We start from the raw sequence: 19,068 nt of genomic DNA on the forward strand, positions 1-19,068 counted from the left end.
AAGCACATCCGTCGCGCTACCATTAGTCACTGATATGCTCAAAGCCGCGACGAGTAAGCTAAAGCAACACGAGAAGCCACTGATACACTCAGACCAAGGGTGGCAATATCAAAATAAACAATACCAACGACACCTCAAAGAAAACGGACTACTCCAAAGTATGTCTAGGAAAGGAAACTGCTTAGATAATGCCGTAGCGGAGAACTTCTTCGGCCTATTAAAAACTGAGATGTACCACAACGAGACGTTCAAAGACGCCAATGAACTGATTGAAAACATCGCAGAATACATCGACTATTACAACAACGAACGCATTAAGCTGAAACTAAAAGGCCTGAGTCCGATACAATATCGACATCAGGCCTTGGTTGCCGCTTAGAAATGAGTCCAACTTTATGGGGTCACTTCAAATTGGCTGCCTTTTTACTGCCTGCTATTGACCAAGATTTATTTATAAATCTCGTTCAAGTACGCCGCGATCCGTATCCCTGCCATTTTCAATCTTTGCTTTGCTTGAGGTAAGTGATTGTATAAGTAATCCCAGGATATCTCCTCTTCCTTGGGATAGATTTCATCACGAATTTTAATGCTTTCCGCTATCCACACTTGCGGATCAGTCGTGCTCCAGTCATTTATATTTTGTGCGCTAATTTTGCGATTAAATTTTGCTGTCCATTCGGTATAAGAAAGCTTACGCTGCTCAAGAAGCTCGCTATCCCATACTCTGTGCAAGTTAGAGTCCTGCCAAAAAAAGTTTACTTTAAAATCATTACCACCGCGGTCGGTGCCATTTCCTGCATGTAAAGGCTGATGCAAATCTCCGATAATATGAACGATAAACCGCAGCGCGAGTTGCTTTTCTTCTTTGCTGGTCTGGCTACTTTTTAAGTTAGCTGTAAACATTTTTAAAGCCGATACGCTATCCCCCTGCTCAGGCGCCCCGACATCTGCATAAGTCTGACCTTCAGGAATAGTCACATAATGAAACGGACCAGCTTTTTTCTGCCAAAATTCATCTGGACTTGAGCGCATTTCATCGGGATAAGTCGAGGCTTCGGCCAAGTCTTCAGTTGGCAGCAGAGCACTTATAGCCGCTTGAGCCTGTGGCGTGAGATGTTGCTGCGCAATTGCACCTGTTACTCGATGTCCTATTTGCCCCCAAGCCAACGCATTGATACTAAACGAAGCCATAAGAAGGCCAACTATAAATTTATACATGAATGAAAACGTCCTAAAAGTTTACTTATATAAAAGCAGAGTGTTGATAATGATGCACTTCTACTGTGACAGCTTTTGTAATAGCCGCTGGTGTATACCACCGAATCCACCATTACTCATAATCAACACGTGATCGCCAGGCTTAACATAAGACAAAATAGATTTTTCTAATATGTTCAAGTCATTGTGCAGTAATGCCGTCACATCGCTTTGAGCCAATAGCGCATCCATAGACCAACTAAGGTTACTTGGCTCATAGATGAAAACTTGGTCTGCCGCTGACCAAGACTTCGCCAGCGTTTGTTTATGAACGCCCATCTTCATTGTGTTCGAGCGAGGCTCAAGCACCGCTAAAATACGTGCATCGCCTACTTTTGCTCGCAGCCCTTCCAAGGTTGTGGCAATAGCTGTCGGGTGATGAGCGAAATCATCGTACACTGTGATGCCATTGACTGTGCCCAATATTTCCATACGTCGCTTCGCATTCACAAAACCGCTTAACGCCTCTATAGCGACCTCTGGTAACACACCTGCGTGCCGCGCAGCAATGATGGCCATCATTGCATTTTGCACATTGTGTTGGCCTAACAACGGCCATTTCACCCTACCAAAAGACTTACCCTTATAGATCACATCAAATTCACTACCATCTGCAGAGCCGTTTTCTACTTTCCAATCGCTACCTACAAATTGCACGGGCGACCAACAGCCTTTATCTAACACTTGAGTAATCTGGTTATCTGTCTTTGGCGCAATCACTAATCCGTTCCCGGGTATCATTCGAATAAGATGATGAAACTGCTTTTGAATATCCGCGATGCTGTCAAAAATATCAGCGTGGTCGAACTCGATATTGTTAATCACTAAGGTACGCGGGCGATAGTGAACAAACTTCGAACGTTTATCGAAAAAGGCACTGTCGTATTCATCTGCTTCGATAACGAAAAACGGCGTTTCACCCAAACGAGCAGAAATATCAAAATTCTGTGGAATACCACCGATCAAAAAACCAGGTGACATTCCCGCAGATTCTAATATCCATGCCAACATACTTGACGTACTGGTTTTACCGTGAGTACCTGATACCGCTAATACCCAGCGGTCTTTAAGAACGTTTTCCAGTAACCATTGCGGGCCACTAGTATAGGGAATTCCCCTGTTGAGCACGTATTCAACTGCAAGATTGCCTCGGGAAAGCGCATTGCCGATCACCACCATATCAGGCTGTGGCTCAAATTGGTCTTCACCGAAACCTTGGGTTAGCTCGATACCTAGTGCCTCGAGCTGAGTGCTCATTGGCGGGTAAACATTATTATCAGAACCGGTAACTTTATGACCCATCGCTTTAGCTATTGCTGCAATGCCGCCCATAAACGTCCCGCAAATACCTAAAATATGTAGATGCATATAATCTTTTCTGGGATAAATAGGGAGGTAGATTACCAGATTCCTATACTAGTTCGCACTGACAAGATGACAAATTCATCAACAAGTCTACAAACAGGATTATTCGGTGCTGAGTTTTGCGAAAAATCCAGTTACACTGGTCTTTACGTACTTAGCGAGCATAAAAACAACAATATTCGCCGGTATTTCTGTCCCTACAATCATGATAAAAGGTCAAAATAACACATGAAAAGACTCAACTCGCAATTGCAAGAAGACGGCGCTCCTATGGAGCTCATCCTGCTACTGAGAACACTTTTAGCCGGGTGCAAGGAAATATCATTTAGGGTCAGCCAAGGGGCACTAGCTGGTGTATTAGGCTCAACACTAAGTGAAAACGTACAAGGCGAGACACAGAAAAAACTAGATGTTATCTCCAATCAAATTTTAAAAGACATACTCAGTGAATCTGGCTATGTAAAAGCCATCTCATCTGAAGAAGAAGACGACGTAGTGGCTTGTAACCCTAACGGGAACTATTTAGTCAGTTTCGATCCCCTTGATGGCTCATCAAACACTGATATCAACAGCTTGATCGGTACGATTTTTTCCATTACCCACGCTCCGCAGTGGATGGATGCCGATGACCCATCCGCATTTCTGCAGCCTGGTACGCAGATTGTAGCTGCTGGCTACGTGTTATACGGCCCAAGCGCCATGCTCGCGCTTAGCACAGGCCGCGGCACGCATTTATACACGCTTGATAAAACCCATGGTGGTTTTTTGTTAACTCAAAAAAATATTCAAGTACCAGCACAAACCTCTGAATTTGCTATCAACGCATCTAATCAGCGCCACTGGGAAGACCCAGTACAGAATTACATTGGCGATCTAATCGCCGGTGAAGACGGCCCTAGAGAGAAAGATTTCAATATGCGCTGGGTCGCGGCTATGGTAGGCGATATTCACCGGGTGCTTAGTCGTGGCGGCATTTTCATGTACCCATTTGATAGACGTAACCCTGAAATGCCGGGGAAGTTACGTTTACTATACGAAGCAAACCCAATGGCTTTTTTGATGGAGCAGGCCGGCGGCTTAGCCTCTACAGGTCAAGGGCGAATACTAGAAGTCATGCCCACTGAAATTCACCAACGAGTACCTGTTATTCTAGGCTCTAAAGAAGAAGTAGAGACCTGTTTGAGCTATTACAAAGCTTAATACCAATAAATTTTTGCTGAATGGCTAAGTGTTTAGAGGGCTTGGTATAAGTCTCGTTCAAACTGTCTTGTGAAATATGGCAAATAGCAAGGAGGCGCTTTTAAGCGCCTTCTTTATATTCGTTGCGCATCCTCGCCAGAGCACTAGAATTTTACAGGATAGTAGCCTTGAGCATCTTTCTTTCCAAAAAATTGCGCCGCTTGATGCACTTCTTCCGGTAAATTTTCATCTGGTTTAAAACGGCCATTGATGCGAAATGCCAAGTTGCTAGGAATATGCGCAACGGCACTTAACCCAAAGCTATTTGGCTCATTAATCGTCATCACCACTTCTTTGTTTTCACACTTTAGGCTAGCTTCAAAATTACCCAACTCTATATCTTGCTGAGTGCCCTGCACTTTCGCTTTAAGCCATAAACCTTGACCGGTAAGTACTTGGCATTGCTCTGTGTAATCCAATTCCTGCAGGGCTATTTTGAAACGCCCACTGGCATTCACTGGAATAGGTAAAGGCAAGCTAGTGATCACTAAACTGGTAGGCAAGAAAACTTGAATATCTTCACCTTGCAAATGTCCATTCGATATTGCTACATGACCATTGACCGAGATATCGTCCACTTCGCGAATATTACCTGCATCAACATCGATGGCGGCTGTGCCAGTGAGTAACGGCCAAAATGCCAACTGCCACTTAACATCTCGTATGGGTAAACCCTGCAATGTGACGGTTTCTGCTTGTCCATTCCAAATGGTGCCTGACACTCCGCTTACGGTAATATCAGGTGGCAACTGAACCTTAGCAATAACGTGTACTGCGGGGAGTTTAGCAATTAAAAAAACAACATAAATAATCAGGCAAGCAATTACCCACTTCACAACTAACTTCATGATTTACCTAATTTCAAACGGCGAATTTTTACTTGTCCTGGGGCATCGGCTTCAGCAATATCTAAATCCAAAATACTGACTCCCATCTCTTCAAGCGACTTAAGCCAATCTAGCACCCCGTTAAACGGCGCCTGATCGACCCACACTTGCAGCTCATCACCTTGTGGCTGCATGCGCGCAATAGGAATATTAGCGTTCGCAGCAGTCTGGTTTGCCGCTTGGGCAAGTGAACCATTAAATCCTGCACTTACCCCTTTAGCCGCCCGTAACTGTATTGCACGATTGGCATTTTTCTGAACCCAGCTTAATAAAGATTTTTGCGAATCAAGCGCCTTTTGGTCTCGTTCGATCGCTTGGTTCAACGGTGACCACACCAACCAATAAAACATTCCAACGACCACTACCACGGCTGAAATAAGCACCAAGCGCTGTTCTCGTTCGGTCAATTGACTAAATTTTTGCTTAAGGGTATTCATCTTAACTCCTTACCAACAATGAACCATAAACCAGATCATTGCGGTTATTGATGGCGCCCTGCTCTACTTCAAAACCTTGCGCTTCGGCTAAACGCTTGAACAGCTCTAAAGACTCAAAGTTAGCTGCCATCGCTTGCATGCGCAGTTCTCTTCTTGATGCATCGAACTTTACGCTAGAGGGCTTTACTTGGCTTTTAGCAAAGGCATTTGCAAGCTGGTCCATCATCACCAGCATAGATGAGCCACCTGTGCCTTGCTCAAGTGCAGCGAGCTTGGCGCGCATAGTTGCGCGAACATCACGATAAGCCCCTGCGTTTGGGAAGGCCCGCGTAAATTCCGTCTTTATCTGACTGGAAACCAGCGCTCTTTCGCTACTTAATTGCTGTTGTAAAGCAACCTTGTCTATCAACGTTGTGCACAGCGCGACAATCGCCAATACCGCGGCTAAACGCCATTTCTTGAACTCCCCACCTTGCTTTTTACGCGATTTAAATTCGCCTTGCAGCAAGTTGAACTGCGTTGTTTGTAAACCACTTGCCAGTATTTTCATCGGCATATCAATATGCTGCTCTTGCAGCAGCACGTTATTTAATTCTTGCGAAGACAAACTACTGAAGTTGTCTAGCGGCAAGGGAGCTGGCAGCTGTTTTGCGTGATGGTTAATAGCCTGAACCAACCAGTTTTTCTCGCCTTGAATACCGGCCCACTGATCTTGTCGAATAAGTAACTGCTCACCCAATTCGAGCGCTGCCCAGCCTGATGTAGGTTCAGGCACGGCCAAGATATCAGGTACAATCCGCTCACAGTGTAACCCTGCATCAGCCAATTGAGTTTGCCACGCTTGCAGACGTGCTTTACTCACCACTGCAACAGCTTGTTGATTATCTTTACGTCCGCCGAGCGCGAAAAACTGGCTGTCAATATCACCGCTGATTTCATCCTCAAGCATAAAAGGAATAGCCGTTAGTGCTTTGCGCCCTGCCTTACTGGGAAGTGTGACCCATTTAAGCAGTACATCGCTAGTCGGTACCAATGCGGTGATGGGCCGATGACCCGCTCGGTCTTTTAAAGATGATAAGTGTGCTACTCCCGGAAGCTCACCACTGGCTATGACGTCATCCTCGGTGGGCGAGCAAACAATCCAATGGATCACATCATCATCATTCGAACCCAATCTAACTATTAACTGTTCCATTATGCTGGCCTGCTTTGGTCATTACACATTTTATTGTTCCCACTGCTCACTGCCTGTGGATTTTCATTTTTCGCGTTTATCATTGTATGCCAAACTCTCTTCGCAATATGCTCACGTTCTGGCTGTCATCTACAGTGAATACAGTAACCATGGAAAACGTGGCGTTATTATACGTAGTCTTTACCTTCAATAAGAAGTGCTGTGTGGTGACATCAAACCAATCTTCTCGCTCGGCAGGCATATTCAACGCTGACACCGTATTGACTGCCAAAAAATCATCTTTGGTTTTATAACCATCATCTGGGCGATTAGAGATAACATCCTGTGCACCTGACTCATCTAACCCCGTTAAAGCAGCTAAGACCGTCGCGCTGTCTTCATTTATGGTGTTCACATTGATTTTTAATTGATCATCACCGGGTATCACACAAACCTGCTCTAAGATGTCGTCGAGCCATTCGGTATTGACCCCATTCACTAAGCGTAATTCTGATTTATGTGCCATTAAACTGTTTGCCGCAAGGTATGGAAACTGACGGGATTCATATTCGCTATCTTCTGCGCCTTGTGGGCTCATTTCGCTGTCTACGTCGAGCCAGTCGACGAGCGAATCACTGAAGGTATCAATGTCATAGGTACTGATATCGCCGTTAATGTTAGTCATTAAACGCTTAAAGGCTAGCTGGCGCTCACTGACACCTGAATTTGAATCAGAGCCTGTGCTATTTTGCGCGCCTGCTCGTAGACTATTGATATTGAAGCAGCTCTGCATATCAAATAGCTGAGCCTGGATCCCTCCACCTTCAAGCGGGTAAACAAAAGGCTCTGACCATTGCTGGTCTAGATGAATGACTCCGTCGCTATTCTCAAGTAAAAACTTTATCGACTTTTGAGCGTATTGCTCAGCCCCCATGGCATACCAGTATGCTTGGTTATTATCCTTGATATTCGACGCCCGTTTTACTTGTAGCTGTAGCCTTGAGCCCATTTGCGTCGCTAATACGCTTACTAGGGCAACAATTAGCAGTACAATAATCAGCGCGACGCCTTTTTGGTGCTTGATAGCTGCAACGTTAAACCTCATGAACTCGCGCCTGATAACAAAAACTCACGGCGAATCAGCCCAAAGTCTTGACTGGTAATTTCTATGGCGACAGCCTTAGGCAAAACCTCATCGCTGTAATCATCTTGCCACGCAGAATCGCCCTCTTCATCTTCATCAACCGGTATAAAATACACCTTAAAATCATCGATGTTTTCAAGTAGCACTTTTACTTTGGGCTCATAGCCAATGACGTTATCCACATAGTTGCCGTACAAACGCTGCAATTGGCGCTCCTGCACCCGATAACCCACACCTTGCAATGTGCTTCGAGGCAAACGTAGCTGCGGGTTATGCCAGCCGCCATGCACAAAGACTAATCCGTCATGGTAGCTGTCTAGCACTCCATCGCCACCTAGCATGACGCGCTCATTCGCTTCACCTTCCACTCTAACAGGACGCGCAACAGCCTGTAATATATCACGCTCCAGTGTCAGCATTGCTCGCTGCAATGTTTGTAGTTTCTCGAAACGTTCAGTGGAGAGCTCGTCGCTATCGATTACGCTTGTCAGTACACCTGTGCTGGCGATACCGATTAAGGTAAAAATCGCCATGGCGATAAGAATTTCTAATAAGGTGAAACCGTGTTCTGCTCTACGCCTTACTGATGTTTTCAAATATCCCGCAGGTGAAACGAGTTCAAAAGTATTGGCGAGAGCTGTCTTACACATCATTATCTCGCTTAGCCACAAAGGTGACCACAGAAGTGATCGGTGCTGATAGCTTCGCATCAAGGGCAACGCTAACTTCGACCGACATAAGCTCGCTGTCATTCGTTTTGGTGACTTTTTGCTGCCAATACCACGTACGATCTGCCATGGTTTGCTCACCCTTGGCATTATCTTTTGGGGGCCACTGGCTCGACAGCTGTAATTGTGTCAGGCGATTATTCGCCACCCAGGTGGCAAAGGTAATTTCTTCAATTTGGCCAATACTGCCCAAGTGATCACTCGCAGCCTTCATTATAGCGGTGGCTGTCATAGCAAAAATCACTAAGGCAACCATTACCTCTAGCAGTGTCATACCCCTTTGATGGTGGCCTGTGACGAATGCGCTCATAAATTTTCCAACGGCCCTTCAACCGTTACCGGCAGAGAGTCTTGCACGTTCACTCGAAAATAGCTGGCGGGTTCAGAGGAAAAATCAGGCTCAAAGGAAAATGCCAGTGAAAACGGGGTGATATCACCGCTGGACAACAAAAAAACTTGAGGAGGCGGCAATTTCTTTTCTTCTTCATCACCGATACTTATTTCATCATCACTGAAAGACAATTCAGCATCGATAGATGACTCATTAAACAAACTCTCGTCTGTATCCCAAGGGAGGTCGTTTAGCTCTAACTCAAAGCTGAACTCATCAGGCAAGGCATGCGCTTCAAAGGTTTTATCACCCGATATTAATTGCCAGTTTTGTTCTTCATCCAGCACTACAAAGCTGTATTGGTTTTTGTCTTCATCCACATACAGGCCAAGCTGTTGTTGGTTCAGAACCGCATAATCTGAGGCCATACTAAACACGACTTGAAATCGTTGTACTTGCTGTTTTAGCCGGTCTTGCCCGCTTTGACCACTAATATTGAACACCACGGTGCCAGCCAAAAGCCCCATAATGACTAACACTAACATCACCTCTAATAGAGTGAATCCACGTTGAGAGCGAGTCATAATGTTGTTCGTTTTGTATGAAGCTGTCTGGGCACCTGCTAACTAGCCTAAATAGTCATTGAGATTCCAGTTACCAATATCGTCATCAGTGCCGGCTTCGCCATCAGGTCCATTTGAAAAGATATCTATTACACCAACTTCTCCTGGGCTAATTAGCTGGTAAGGGTTGCCCCATGGGTCTTCTGGTAAACGCTTGATGAATCCTCCGTCTTGATAATTACGAGGAATGGGGTCTATCGTAGGAATGGTAACTAGGGCATCAAGGCCTTGTTCACTGGTCGGAAACACGTTATTTCGCAGTTTGTACATTTCTAGTGCGCTTTCAAGCTGCTGAATATCCACTGCTGCTTTTTTCAGTTGCGCCTGCTCTTGATTACCTAAAATAGACGGGGCAATCATCGATGCCATAATGCCGATAATCAGTAAAACCACCATGACTTCAATCAAGCTAAAGCCGCGCTGTGTACGTTGTAACGTTTTCATTAAAGATTCACCATGTTGTTTAAAGCTAAAATAGGTTGCAGGATGGCCATTACGATAAACAGCACAATACCCGCCATAGAGACAATTAAAAGAGGCTCGAACACTTTCAAAGACACCCCAACCAAGGATTCAAACTCTCTGTCTTGGTTGTCCGCTGCACGCCCTAACATTTGGGTCAGCTCACCACTGCGCTCCCCCGATGCAATCATATGCATCATCATGGGTGGAAACATTTTGGTTCGCTCTAAAGCAGCGCGCAGGCTTGATCCTTCTTTCACATTGACTGATGCACCTTTGACCTCGTCTCGAATGTACAAGTTCGCCAGTACATCACTGGAAATTTTCATGCTCTCAAGTAACGGCACCGAACTGGACGTCAGAATACTTAACGTTCGAGCAAAACGTGCGGTGTTTAACCCTTTAGAGACCTTTCCCAATAAGGGCAAACCCAGAATAAAATGATGGTAGCGCTTTTTCATCGTAGGTTTTTGCAGCACGCGACTTAGGACAACTGCCAACAGTGCAAAAATCACAATCAATAGTAAACCGTAGTTTTGCATCCATTCACTGACGCTTATCAGCACCTTGGTAATGGTGGGTAAGTCTTGTCCCATGTGATCAAATTGGCCAACAATTTTGGGCACTACCACAGTGAGTAATAAGATCACTATCCCCATGGCAAAAAACATCATAAGTGTGGGATAGACCATGGCTTGGGTTATTTGGCTGCGGGTTTGTTGGCGCTTCTCAGTGTAATCCGCTAAGCGATTAAGCACTGTGTCTAAGTGGCCAGACTTTTCACCCGCCGCGACCATTGCTCTAAAAAGCTCATCAAATACATGGGGGAATTCCGCCATGGCATCCGCTAGGTTATAGCCCTCTACCACTTTACTGCGTACCGCCATCATCATGTTTTTCTGACGAGGTTTCTCAGATTGCTGCGCCACAGCCATTAACGCTTCTTCAATGGGCAATGAGGACTCAACCAATGTCGCTAATTGACGCGTCAATAAGGCTAAATCAGAGGCGGAAATTTTCGGTTTGAACAAAGAGAACTGTTTGGCAGACTGGCGCTCCTTTTCCGCGACTTGGTCGACTTCCAGCGGAATAAGGTGTTTTTCACGCAACTGCTGGCGTATCTGGCGCGCGTTATCACCTTCTAGTACACCACTTTTGTTTTTTCCGCTTTTATCAATCGCTTTATATGCAAACGCTGCCATTCTAGTCTTCTCGCGTTACGCGCAAAACTTCTTCCAATGAAGTTTTACCGCTCAAGACTTTTCGACAACCATCATCACGAATGCTAGGCGTGTTTTGACGTATATATTTCTCAATGGCTTGCTCACCGTGACCGTTATGGATCAGCTCGCGAATGCCTTCATCGACAATCAATAATTCGTGAATACCAGTACGCCCGCGATAACCAGTGTGGTTGCACGCAGCACAGCCTTTAGGCCGGCACACCTGATGACTGGCTTCGCTGCCAATGGCCACACCTAAAATGCTACACTCTTGGGCACTCGGTTCGTAAGTGGTTTTACATTCAGGACACAAGGTTCTTACTAAACGCTGTGATAAAACAGCCAACAAACTGGATGACAACAAGAATGGCTCTATACCCATATCTTCCAGTCGGGTAATCGCGCCTGCAGCGGTATTGGTGTGCAGTGTCGACATCACTAAGTGGCCTGTCAAACTGGCTTGAACACCAATTTGCGCGGTTTCTAAGTCCCGTATTTCCCCGACCATGACCACATCAGGATCCTGTCGTAAAATCGCCCTTAGCCCCCGTGCGAATGTCATGTCAACTTTGGCATTGACTTGAGTTTGCCCTATGCCTTGTAAATCAAATTCTATTGGGTCTTCAACGGTAAGAATATTGCGATCTTTGGAGTTAATTTCACTTAAGCCTGCGTACAAGGTAGTGGATTTACCAGAGCCAGTAGGGCCAGTTACCAAAATAATGCCATGGGGCTTGCGAATAAGACCTGAAAAATGCCCTCGGTTAATCTTAGTCATGCCCAGATCTTCAAGATTTAAGCGAACATTGTTCTTATCGAGCAATCGCAGCACCACGCGCTCACCATGGCTTGATGGCATGGTTGATACCCGCACATCAACCGCACGACCAGCAATGCGTAAGGTAATGCGTCCGTCTTGGGGAACGCGCTTCTCGGCAATGTCCATTTTCGACATAACCTTGATACGAGACACCAACATGGAAGCCATTTTACGATTGGGCTTTAAAATTTCACGTAAAACACCGTCCACCCTAAAGCGCACCAACAACTGGGTTTCAAAGGTTTCAATATGAATATCGGATGCGCCTTCTTTAATGGCTTCGCCCAACATGGCGTTAATCAATTTAATGATTGGTGCATCATCTTCACTTTCTAATAAGTCTTCTGTGTCAGGTAATTCTTCGGCAAGAGCAAATAAATCACTTTCGTTGCCAATATCTTCCATTAACTGTTTGGCCGCTGAAGAATCACGTTGGAATGCGCTGGTCAGTAACTTTTCAAATTGGCCACTTTCAATTTCTCGCAATTGAAAAGGCTGGCCTAAAAAGCGCCTTACTTCAGCGAAAATGGTAAAGTCTGTCTCATTAGTATGATAAAGCAGTGCAGGCGTTTCCGCTGTTTCTAGCAGTACCTTGTGGCGTTTAGCGAAACTAAAAGCGAGCTGCTTATGCTCGGCGTCTTCGATGGGAGCATCTACATCGGTACCCGCAGCAACAAGGGCCTGCTCTTCGGCTTCTACTGTACTTATTGATTCTGTGATCGTTGGATCAGAGCTCATGGCTACTCGTCATCCTTTTGCTGTGACGCTTTTTCAGATAGAGCTCTTTTTTCCATATACTCGCCATAGGAAGGCGGCAATGCTAAGCCATCGTCCCATTCCGGTAACGCTGGGTTCTCAGAAAATGGCATTAACGGGATGCCCTCTGACTGGCGCTTAAGCTGCTCGGCGCGAATGTAGTTGTACTTTTTACGACTAATATCGTTTGCAGTTACTCCATCGCGAATAATCGTAGGGCGAATAAACACCATTAAGTTACGTTTAGACTTACTGGTAGTGGTCGACTTAAACAAGTTTCCGATATAAGGGATATCACCAAGAATAGGCACTTTAGACACGCTCTCTTGCACATCATCATCAATTAATCCGCCCAGTACAATTGTGCCACCATCATCTACAATAACGGTGGTTTTGATCTCACGTTTATTAATCAGAATATCTACTGAGGTTGCGCCGCTAATACTTGATACCTCCTGCTCTATAAGCAGTTGTACTGCGTTACCTTCGTTGATTTGCGGAGTGACTTTCAGCTTAATACCTATTTCTTGACGCTCTACTGACTGAAATGGGTTGGTGTTATTAGAACCGGTTGTGGAGCCTGTGATAATCGGTACTTCTTGACCCACAATAAAGAAGGCTTCTTCATTATCAAGAGTCGTCAAATGAGGTGTAGACAGTACATTAGAGTTAGTATCTGTGCTAACCGCTTGCAGCACTGCACCCCAACCGTCTTTTACTGCACCCACCAAGAAACCATTTACGCCACCAAGCAATGAAGCAAGCGCGGTATAGTCTCCTTCTGTTGTTTCATCAAACGAGTATGGGTCGCCATCGTCATCAAAACCCACTGTGGTTGTAGTCGTATCCTCTGCTTGTTCTGCTGCAACAGCTAATGAACCAATACCTACCACGTTACCATTGCTAAACTGCTGGGCACCGTATTTTTCACTTGCCCACTGCACACCAACCGTGGTGCCATCGCCTTCAAAAACTTCCACAATTATCGCTTCCACTTGTACTTGTGCGCGGCGGATATCTAGTTGGCGAATAACGTCTTCTAATGAACGCATCATATCTGGCTGTGCAGTGATAACGAGGGCATTGGAATCTTCGTGAGCTTCAATGCTGATATCACGAGCCGCTTTGCTGGTTGATTTAGCCGCACCTTGCTCTTCTGCTTGAATACTGGCGCTAACTCCTTGTAATACTTTGACTAGCTCTTCCGCTTTGGAATATTTAAGGAAAATAACTCGCGTATTCCCGCTGGTTTCTAATTCTTGATCCATGCGTTCGATCAGGTTCACAATTCGCTGGCGTGCTTTGATGTCGCCACTGACCATAATACTGTTTGTTCTGTCATCAGCCACTACGCGAGGAGCATCTTTGCCACTTGCGCTGGCTTTACCCGTAGTTTTATTAATACTCTCAATGATGCGTACCAATTCTGTGGCCGAGGCAAATTTTAGCTTAACGATTTCCACTTCTTCATCGCCGGCTTTATCTACGCGCTCAATGATTTCCACCAATCGATTTACCACTGCGGCTCGCCCAGTTAGCATCATAACATTTGATGCATCATGGCTGACGACGTTTCCGCCGCCTGCTTGGTCATTTAGCTGACGCAAAATAGGCGCAAGTTCACGTACCGGTACGTTATACACCGGCATTACCCGGGTGATCATTTCATCCCCGTCAAACGGTGTGCCTTCTACAACGGGCAAGTTTGATGTTTTTGCGTCTTTTGAACGTACCACTTTGACTATACCGGTCGGCATTTCAACCACGGCGTAGCCATACACTTGCAACACGTTTAAAAAGAATTGGTAATACTGCTCCTCGTTTAACAGATCGTAACTGCGAACAGATATTTTGCCGCGCACATTAGGGTCAACAATGATGGTTCTTTTGAGGTTTTTACCCACGATATTAATGAATTCACCGATATCAGTGTTTTTAAAATTAGGTGAGTATTCGTTGGCTGCTACATAAGTTGACGCAGAGAAAAATGCGGCTCCAATAATAAGGCACAAGCTGGGTAATATATTACGGCTTGTTCGCTGGATAAAATTCATTCTAGTTATTCCTGTTCCGCATAGGGTAATTCTAAAAACAAGGTCAGCAAATCGTTGTCTCGACTGACGGTAATTTGTAAGGATTGCGCACCACGCAACTCGCCCATGGCCTCAACAGCTTGCTGAGGATCGGTTAAATTCAAACCATTAATATCAGTAATCACATCGCCATTTTGTAAACCTGCCGCTTTAAATAATGCAGGCTTTTTACCTGGACTGACGCGATAGCCTAGTAACTCACCATCAGCACTATGGGGAGCGACCGAAATAAAATCAGTAAAATTAGCAGGTTGTTGCTGAAGCATACGCGTGGCGTCTACCACGTCATCAGACAAGGTAATCACGTTATCTTGCATCGGCGAGGGAGAAATTGCAGGTGCAGGGCGTCGAGGAGTACTAGAGCGTTTTTTATTGGCTTCATCAAAATCAACACCATCTAACATAAGCGTCTCATTCACCACCCCGTTACGAATGATAACTCTGTCACGAAACACTTCACGTAACGTAGCATTGGTGCCGATGATTTTTTCGCCTAGGCCGTAGGTGTCTTGACTACCTCGGTTTTCAATAATTGCGGCACCTTGTTCTTGCACTGAGCTGGTGACTACACCGGTCAGCGTCAGATTTAGTTTTGTTTCAGGTGCATCAGTAACGGTTTGTTCAGCCACTGGTGAGGCTTGAAAATCGCCAAATAAATTAAGTCGTTTTATGGCATTCAAATTCAGTGTGGAATTATTACCAGACGCTATCGGGGCAAGGCGCGTTAATGGCGCATCATTATGTGCCAATTCGCTTTTAGGCCATAAACGCCACGTCAACTCGGCTAAATACGCTAATAAGAAAATCACTAATATCGCCACAACAACGCGATTTATCAGCTGCTGATACTTAATTAAGCTTAGCCACAAGTGATTGAAATTATAGTTAGTGATAGTTCTTTTCTCGCAGTTGAATCTTATAAATCATCGGCTGAGCCATACTCAGGCGTGTACGCACTGAATAGTTTACCATGGGAGCTGAGCCCCGTTTTCATCAAAAAAATGACCGGTATCCGCTATGGTTAACCGCTCAATTAAGGTAACTATTTTTCTCGATGCATCTTGTACTGTACTCGTTGCATCTTGTCCACCCATATCAGTTTGAACCCAACCTGGGCTTAGCGCGCAAACAATTTGCTTGCTAGCCTGACACTGTAATGCAAAACGACGCGTAAACATATTCAGCGCAGCTTTACTCATGGCGTAAGCGTCTAACGGTGCTTGAGCAAATTTGTCACTTTGGGCGATAGATGCAACCCCTGAGGATAACTGAATAACGCGCGCCTGTGAGGTTAACGTATCGTGCAATGCTTGGCACATTAAGCTGGGCGCCACACTGTTCACTAAAAAATTATCCATAAAGGCGGTTTGCGTCCATTCACCGAAGGCTTCATTAGCGCTTACCCCGGCGTTATTAATCAGCACATCAATTTTGAACTGGCCTTGTACGCACTCTGCCAATTGTTCGATTGATGCCTGTGAACAAAGATCAGCATGTAAAATGTGCATCCTATCTTCTTCTTGCGTTTTTAACGCGAGTAAGTCTGCTTGCTCAGCATTTGCTCGGCAAACGCCAATCACGACATCCCCCAGGGAAAAATATTGCTGGCATAGCCCTAAACCCAAACCACGGTTAGCACCTGTGACAAGCACAGTTTTCATCGGTTAAGTTTTCCTTTTAGGGGCTGTGGGCGTAACATAAACCACTTATATTTTATTATTATTTTTAAATTTCTTTCCATCAATGATAACGAGTCGCCATCGGGGTCACAACTCTATTAAGCATTCGTTACGAAAATATTACATATCGGCCACTCTTTATGTCAAACAACATGCAAAACCGCAAAAATTCTTTTACAGAACAAAGTGTTCGCTTAGATAAATGGCTTTGGGCTGCGCGCTTTTTTAAAACCCGTGCTCTGGCCAGAGAAGCAGTGATGTCAGGCAAGGTCAGTTACAATGGCCAACGTTGCAAACCAAGCAAAGCGGTAGAGCTCGGAGTTACAATAAAAGTTCCCCAAGGATACGATGTAAAAGAGATCGTCGTGGTAGAATTAGCTGAACATCGTCGTTCTGCTCCGTTAGCCCAGCTGATGTTCGAGGAAACCCCGGAAAGCCTCGCACAACGTGAAAAAAATGCTGAGATGCGAAAGTTAAGTGCTTTTCATAGCCCCAAGCCTGATCAGCGCCCTGACAAGAAACAACGCCGACAAATTATCCAACTTAAACATCAGTAATCAGCGAAAAGCTGCTACATAGAGAAATTATTATGTCTTTTGACCAATTGCATCGCTACCTTTTCAATCAAGCTCATGTGCGTGGTGAGCTCGTTAGATTAGAAAACAGCTACCAATCTATTTTGGATTCTTACGCTTACCCACCTGTCATTCAAAAACTGCTTGGTGAATTAATGGCAGCCACATCACTACTGACTGCAACATTGAAATTTGAAGGGGATATTGCCCTGCAGTTGCAAAGCGATGGCCCGGTAAACTACGCCGTTATCAACGGCACTCACAATCAGCAGTTGCGCGGCGTAGCACGATGGGATGAGTCGTTGGCTGAACTACCCGATGACTTTAGTCAGCTGTTTACAAAGGGTATTTTAGTGATCACTATTACCCCTGAAGACGGTGAACGTTATCAAGGAATGGTAGCTCTGGATAAACCGACCTTAGCAGAATGTATCGAGAGCTATTTTCAACAATCAGAGCAGCTTGCAACCAAAGTTATTTTGCGCACCCAGCAAACTGATAGCGGCGCAAAGGCCTGCGGCATGTTCTTGCAAATTCTACCCACCAGCAGTCAGGCAACAGCGACCGGCGACACAGGATTCGAGCATTTAGCTAAGCTAACCGAAACCATTAAAAATGAAGAACTATTTAGCTTACCTGCTGAAGATATTCTTTATCGCCTTTACCATCAGGAAGAAATTGAAGTTTACCCGCCAGCTGACATTATTTTTAAATGCAGCTGCAGCCGAGAGCGCAGCGCGAATGCACTAGCCGCAGTGCAAAAAGAGGAATTATTGGATATTGTTGCTACCGAGGGCGCTATCAAAATGAACTGCCAATATTGTCATCGCGAATATCGCTTCGATGAAATTGACGTGCACGCCATTCACGCAGGTACTTTTGCGATGGACACACAAAGCGACCAATAACTGCAGGCCGCGCAAACAAGTCTATCAGCGCAAACCTTGCTTGCCCTTTTTCGTTAAGGGCAAGTGTGAGGAATATAGATGCTGGCGATTAAACCACCTTCAGGGTGGTTTTTTAATGTCACTTCGCCGCTGTGCATATCGACAATTCGCTTGATAATGGCAAGCCCTAACCCTGAGCCCAAACTCCCTCTGGCCTTGTCGCCTTGAGTGAAGGGTTTGAACAAACCTTCAATTTGCGTATCAGGAATACCTGGGCCGAAATCCCGGATAGAGAAAAACAGCAAATTACGCGCCTTATCGTAGCCAGAGCGAATTTCAATGTCTTCGCTACCATAGCGAAAAGCATTTTCAATCAGGTTGTCTAACACCCGCTTAAGCGCGACCCTGCGCATACAAGCAGTCGGAATAGGTTTGAGGTGCAAGTGAATATTGTGATGCTCTTCAATGTTGCGCACTTGAACTGCATCACGGATAAGATCGTTCACGTCCACGCTAACCATGCTCTCTTGTTGATCTTGGCGTACATAATTAATGAACTGATCGATGATTTCGTTCATATCTTCGATGTCATTCACTATGCCTTCCTTTAACCAATCTTGGGCTTCAGGGAGCATTTCAGTGGCTAAACGAATGCGGGTCAATGGTGTGCGTAAATCATGAGAGATACCGGCCGTTAACAGCGCCCTGTCATCTTCAAGTTGCTTTATTCCCTTGGCCATTTGATTAAATGCCTGAGTAACAGCCATTAATTCAGTTGAGCCTTGCGCTTCAAGCGGCGGCGGTATATTCCCGCGCCCAACTTCAATTGCCGCATGTTGCAAGGCTTGCAATGGTTTATTCAGCCTACGCACGAATATCCAACCACCGGCGACACTTAAAATACCAATCACCAATAAGTAAATGGTCAATGGCGAAATATCCGACTCACCGTGGCTCAGCATAGGAATAGTAACCCACACGCTAGGATCCTGCGGCGGTTTAACCCACACCAAATACGGATTACCTTGAGTAATACGCACTTCCGCGTCGCCGCCGAGTTTCAAACTCATTTGGCGAGACAAATAAGGATAATAAATCGCCTGTTCTACCCCTTCCACTTGCGCTTTTTCATTACTCAATAAGCGCATGCCAGTAGCAGCAAAAAAGCGCTTATGCAGCTCGGGATCTTTATGGTCAATTTCTTCGATAAAAACTAGGTTGATCTGCGTAGCCAACAAGTTATTAATTTGCTGGTAACTGGGGCGGATGAAGTAATAGGTCACAGACAAATACGATACCACTTGATTGATCAGTAACAACATACCAATCAGCAGTACCGTTTGCCCGAAAGCACTTTTAGGAAGGAATCTCACGTTTTATAATTTACG

General features: G+C 45.2%; 20 protein-coding genes. 4 read left to right on the forward strand and 16 right to left on the reverse strand.

Annotated features, from left to right (window positions below; genetic code table 11):
* A partial coding sequence (locus GMES_RS08765) for an IS3 family transposase (protein WP_039987016.1) occupies positions 1-379 on the forward strand: 379 nt, incomplete at its 5' end.
* A 68-nt stretch (positions 380-447) separates the two neighbouring features.
* Here the strand turns inward: GMES_RS08765 and GMES_RS08770 are convergent.
* On the reverse strand, positions 448-1,218 hold the full coding sequence (locus tag GMES_RS08770; RefSeq protein WP_006992289.1) for a S1/P1 nuclease: 771 nt from the start codon (positions 1,216-1,218) through the stop codon (positions 448-450).
* Positions 1,219-1,278: 60 nt separating this feature from the next.
* Positions 1,279-2,625, reverse strand: a complete 1,347-nt coding sequence (mpl, locus tag GMES_RS08775; protein WP_006992290.1) for a UDP-N-acetylmuramate:L-alanyl-gamma-D-glutamyl-meso-diaminopimelate ligase — start codon at positions 2,623-2,625, stop codon at positions 1,279-1,281.
* Positions 2,626-2,850: 225 nt separating this feature from the next.
* Between mpl and GMES_RS08780 the strand changes: the two genes are divergently transcribed.
* Positions 2,851-3,822, forward strand: a complete 972-nt coding sequence (locus GMES_RS08780; protein ID WP_006992291.1) for a class 1 fructose-bisphosphatase — start codon at positions 2,851-2,853, stop codon at positions 3,820-3,822.
* Between the two features lie 143 nt (positions 3,823-3,965).
* On the opposite strand, the gene GMES_RS08785 is transcribed toward GMES_RS08780, so the two are convergent.
* The 13 genes from GMES_RS08785 to GMES_RS08845 all read right to left on the reverse strand — a co-directional run bounded on the left by GMES_RS08785 (position 3,966) and on the right by GMES_RS08845 (position 16,200).
* Positions 3,966-4,709: a type II secretion system protein N gene (locus GMES_RS08785; protein ID WP_006992292.1), complete on the reverse strand. Its 744-nt coding sequence runs from the start codon at positions 4,707-4,709 to the stop codon at positions 3,966-3,968.
* Positions 4,706-5,185 (reverse strand): type II secretion system protein M, encoded by a 480-nt coding sequence (gspM, locus tag GMES_RS08790; protein WP_006992293.1) that lies wholly within the window; start codon positions 5,183-5,185, stop codon positions 4,706-4,708. The genes GMES_RS08785 and gspM overlap by 4 nt, the downstream gene beginning before the upstream one ends.
* Before the next feature lies 1 nt (position 5,186).
* Positions 5,187-6,380 (reverse strand): type II secretion system protein GspL, encoded by a 1,194-nt coding sequence (gspL, locus tag GMES_RS08795; RefSeq protein WP_006992294.1) that lies wholly within the window; start codon positions 6,378-6,380, stop codon positions 5,187-5,189.
* A gap of 79 nt (positions 6,381-6,459) precedes the next feature.
* Entirely contained in the window at positions 6,460-7,464 is a 1,005-nt protein-coding gene (gspK, locus tag GMES_RS08800; RefSeq protein ID WP_006992295.1) for a type II secretion system minor pseudopilin GspK, read from the reverse strand.
* The gene (gspJ, locus tag GMES_RS08805; RefSeq protein WP_006992296.1) at positions 7,461-8,153 is read right to left on the reverse strand and encodes a type II secretion system minor pseudopilin GspJ; all 693 of its coding nucleotides are present in this window, start codon (positions 8,151-8,153) and stop codon (positions 7,461-7,463) included. The genes gspK and gspJ overlap by 4 nt, the downstream gene beginning before the upstream one ends.
* Complete coding sequence (gene gspI / locus GMES_RS08810; RefSeq protein WP_006992297.1) at positions 8,146-8,541, reverse strand: type II secretion system minor pseudopilin GspI; 396 nt, start codon at positions 8,539-8,541, stop codon at positions 8,146-8,148. The genes gspJ and gspI overlap by 8 nt, the downstream gene beginning before the upstream one ends.
* Entirely contained in the window at positions 8,538-9,146 is a 609-nt protein-coding gene (gspH, locus tag GMES_RS08815; protein WP_006992298.1) for a type II secretion system minor pseudopilin GspH, read from the reverse strand. The genes gspI and gspH overlap by 4 nt, the downstream gene beginning before the upstream one ends.
* A gap of 42 nt (positions 9,147-9,188) precedes the next feature.
* Positions 9,189-9,629 (reverse strand): type II secretion system major pseudopilin GspG, encoded by a 441-nt coding sequence (gspG, locus tag GMES_RS08820; RefSeq protein ID WP_006992299.1) that lies wholly within the window; start codon positions 9,627-9,629, stop codon positions 9,189-9,191.
* A complete protein-coding gene (gspF, locus tag GMES_RS08825) occupies positions 9,629-10,849 on the reverse strand; it encodes a type II secretion system inner membrane protein GspF (protein WP_006992300.1) in 1,221 nt (406 codons plus the stop codon). The genes gspG and gspF overlap by 1 nt, the downstream gene beginning before the upstream one ends.
* Before the next feature lies 1 nt (position 10,850).
* Positions 10,851-12,428 (reverse strand): type II secretion system ATPase GspE, encoded by a 1,578-nt coding sequence (gene gspE / locus GMES_RS08830; protein ID WP_006992301.1) that lies wholly within the window; start codon positions 12,426-12,428, stop codon positions 10,851-10,853.
* Between the two features lie 2 nt (positions 12,429-12,430).
* Positions 12,431-14,500: a type II secretion system secretin GspD gene (gene gspD / locus GMES_RS08835; protein ID WP_006992302.1), complete on the reverse strand. Its 2,070-nt coding sequence runs from the start codon at positions 14,498-14,500 to the stop codon at positions 12,431-12,433.
* Between the two features lie 5 nt (positions 14,501-14,505).
* Positions 14,506-15,408: a type II secretion system protein GspC gene (gene gspC / locus GMES_RS08840; protein ID WP_006992303.1), complete on the reverse strand. Its 903-nt coding sequence runs from the start codon at positions 15,406-15,408 to the stop codon at positions 14,506-14,508.
* 96 nt (positions 15,409-15,504) lie between these two features.
* Positions 15,505-16,200 carry an SDR family oxidoreductase gene (locus GMES_RS08845; protein WP_006992304.1) on the reverse strand — a complete coding sequence of 232 codons (696 nt, stop codon included), beginning with the start codon at positions 16,198-16,200 and terminating at the stop codon, positions 15,505-15,507.
* A gap of 158 nt (positions 16,201-16,358) precedes the next feature.
* Here GMES_RS08845 and hslR point away from each other — a divergent pair, with 158 nt between their 5' ends.
* Entirely contained in the window at positions 16,359-16,775 is a 417-nt protein-coding gene (gene hslR / locus GMES_RS08850; protein WP_006992305.1) for an Hsp15 family ribosome-associated heat shock protein, read from the forward strand.
* A gap of 32 nt (positions 16,776-16,807) precedes the next feature.
* On the forward strand, positions 16,808-17,701 hold the full coding sequence (gene hslO, locus GMES_RS08855; protein ID WP_006992306.1) for an Hsp33 family molecular chaperone HslO: 894 nt from the start codon (positions 16,808-16,810) through the stop codon (positions 17,699-17,701).
* Positions 17,702-17,754: 53 nt separating this feature from the next.
* Here hslO and envZ read toward each other — a convergent pair whose 3' ends face one another.
* Positions 17,755-19,053: a two-component system sensor histidine kinase EnvZ gene (envZ, locus tag GMES_RS08860; protein ID WP_006992307.1), complete on the reverse strand. Its 1,299-nt coding sequence runs from the start codon at positions 19,051-19,053 to the stop codon at positions 17,755-17,757.
* Positions 19,054-19,068 lie beyond the last annotated feature (15 nt).

The sequence above is a fragment of the Paraglaciecola mesophila KMM 241 genome, assembly GCF_000315015.1.
Classification (GTDB): domain Bacteria; phylum Pseudomonadota; class Gammaproteobacteria; order Enterobacterales; family Alteromonadaceae; genus Paraglaciecola; species Paraglaciecola mesophila.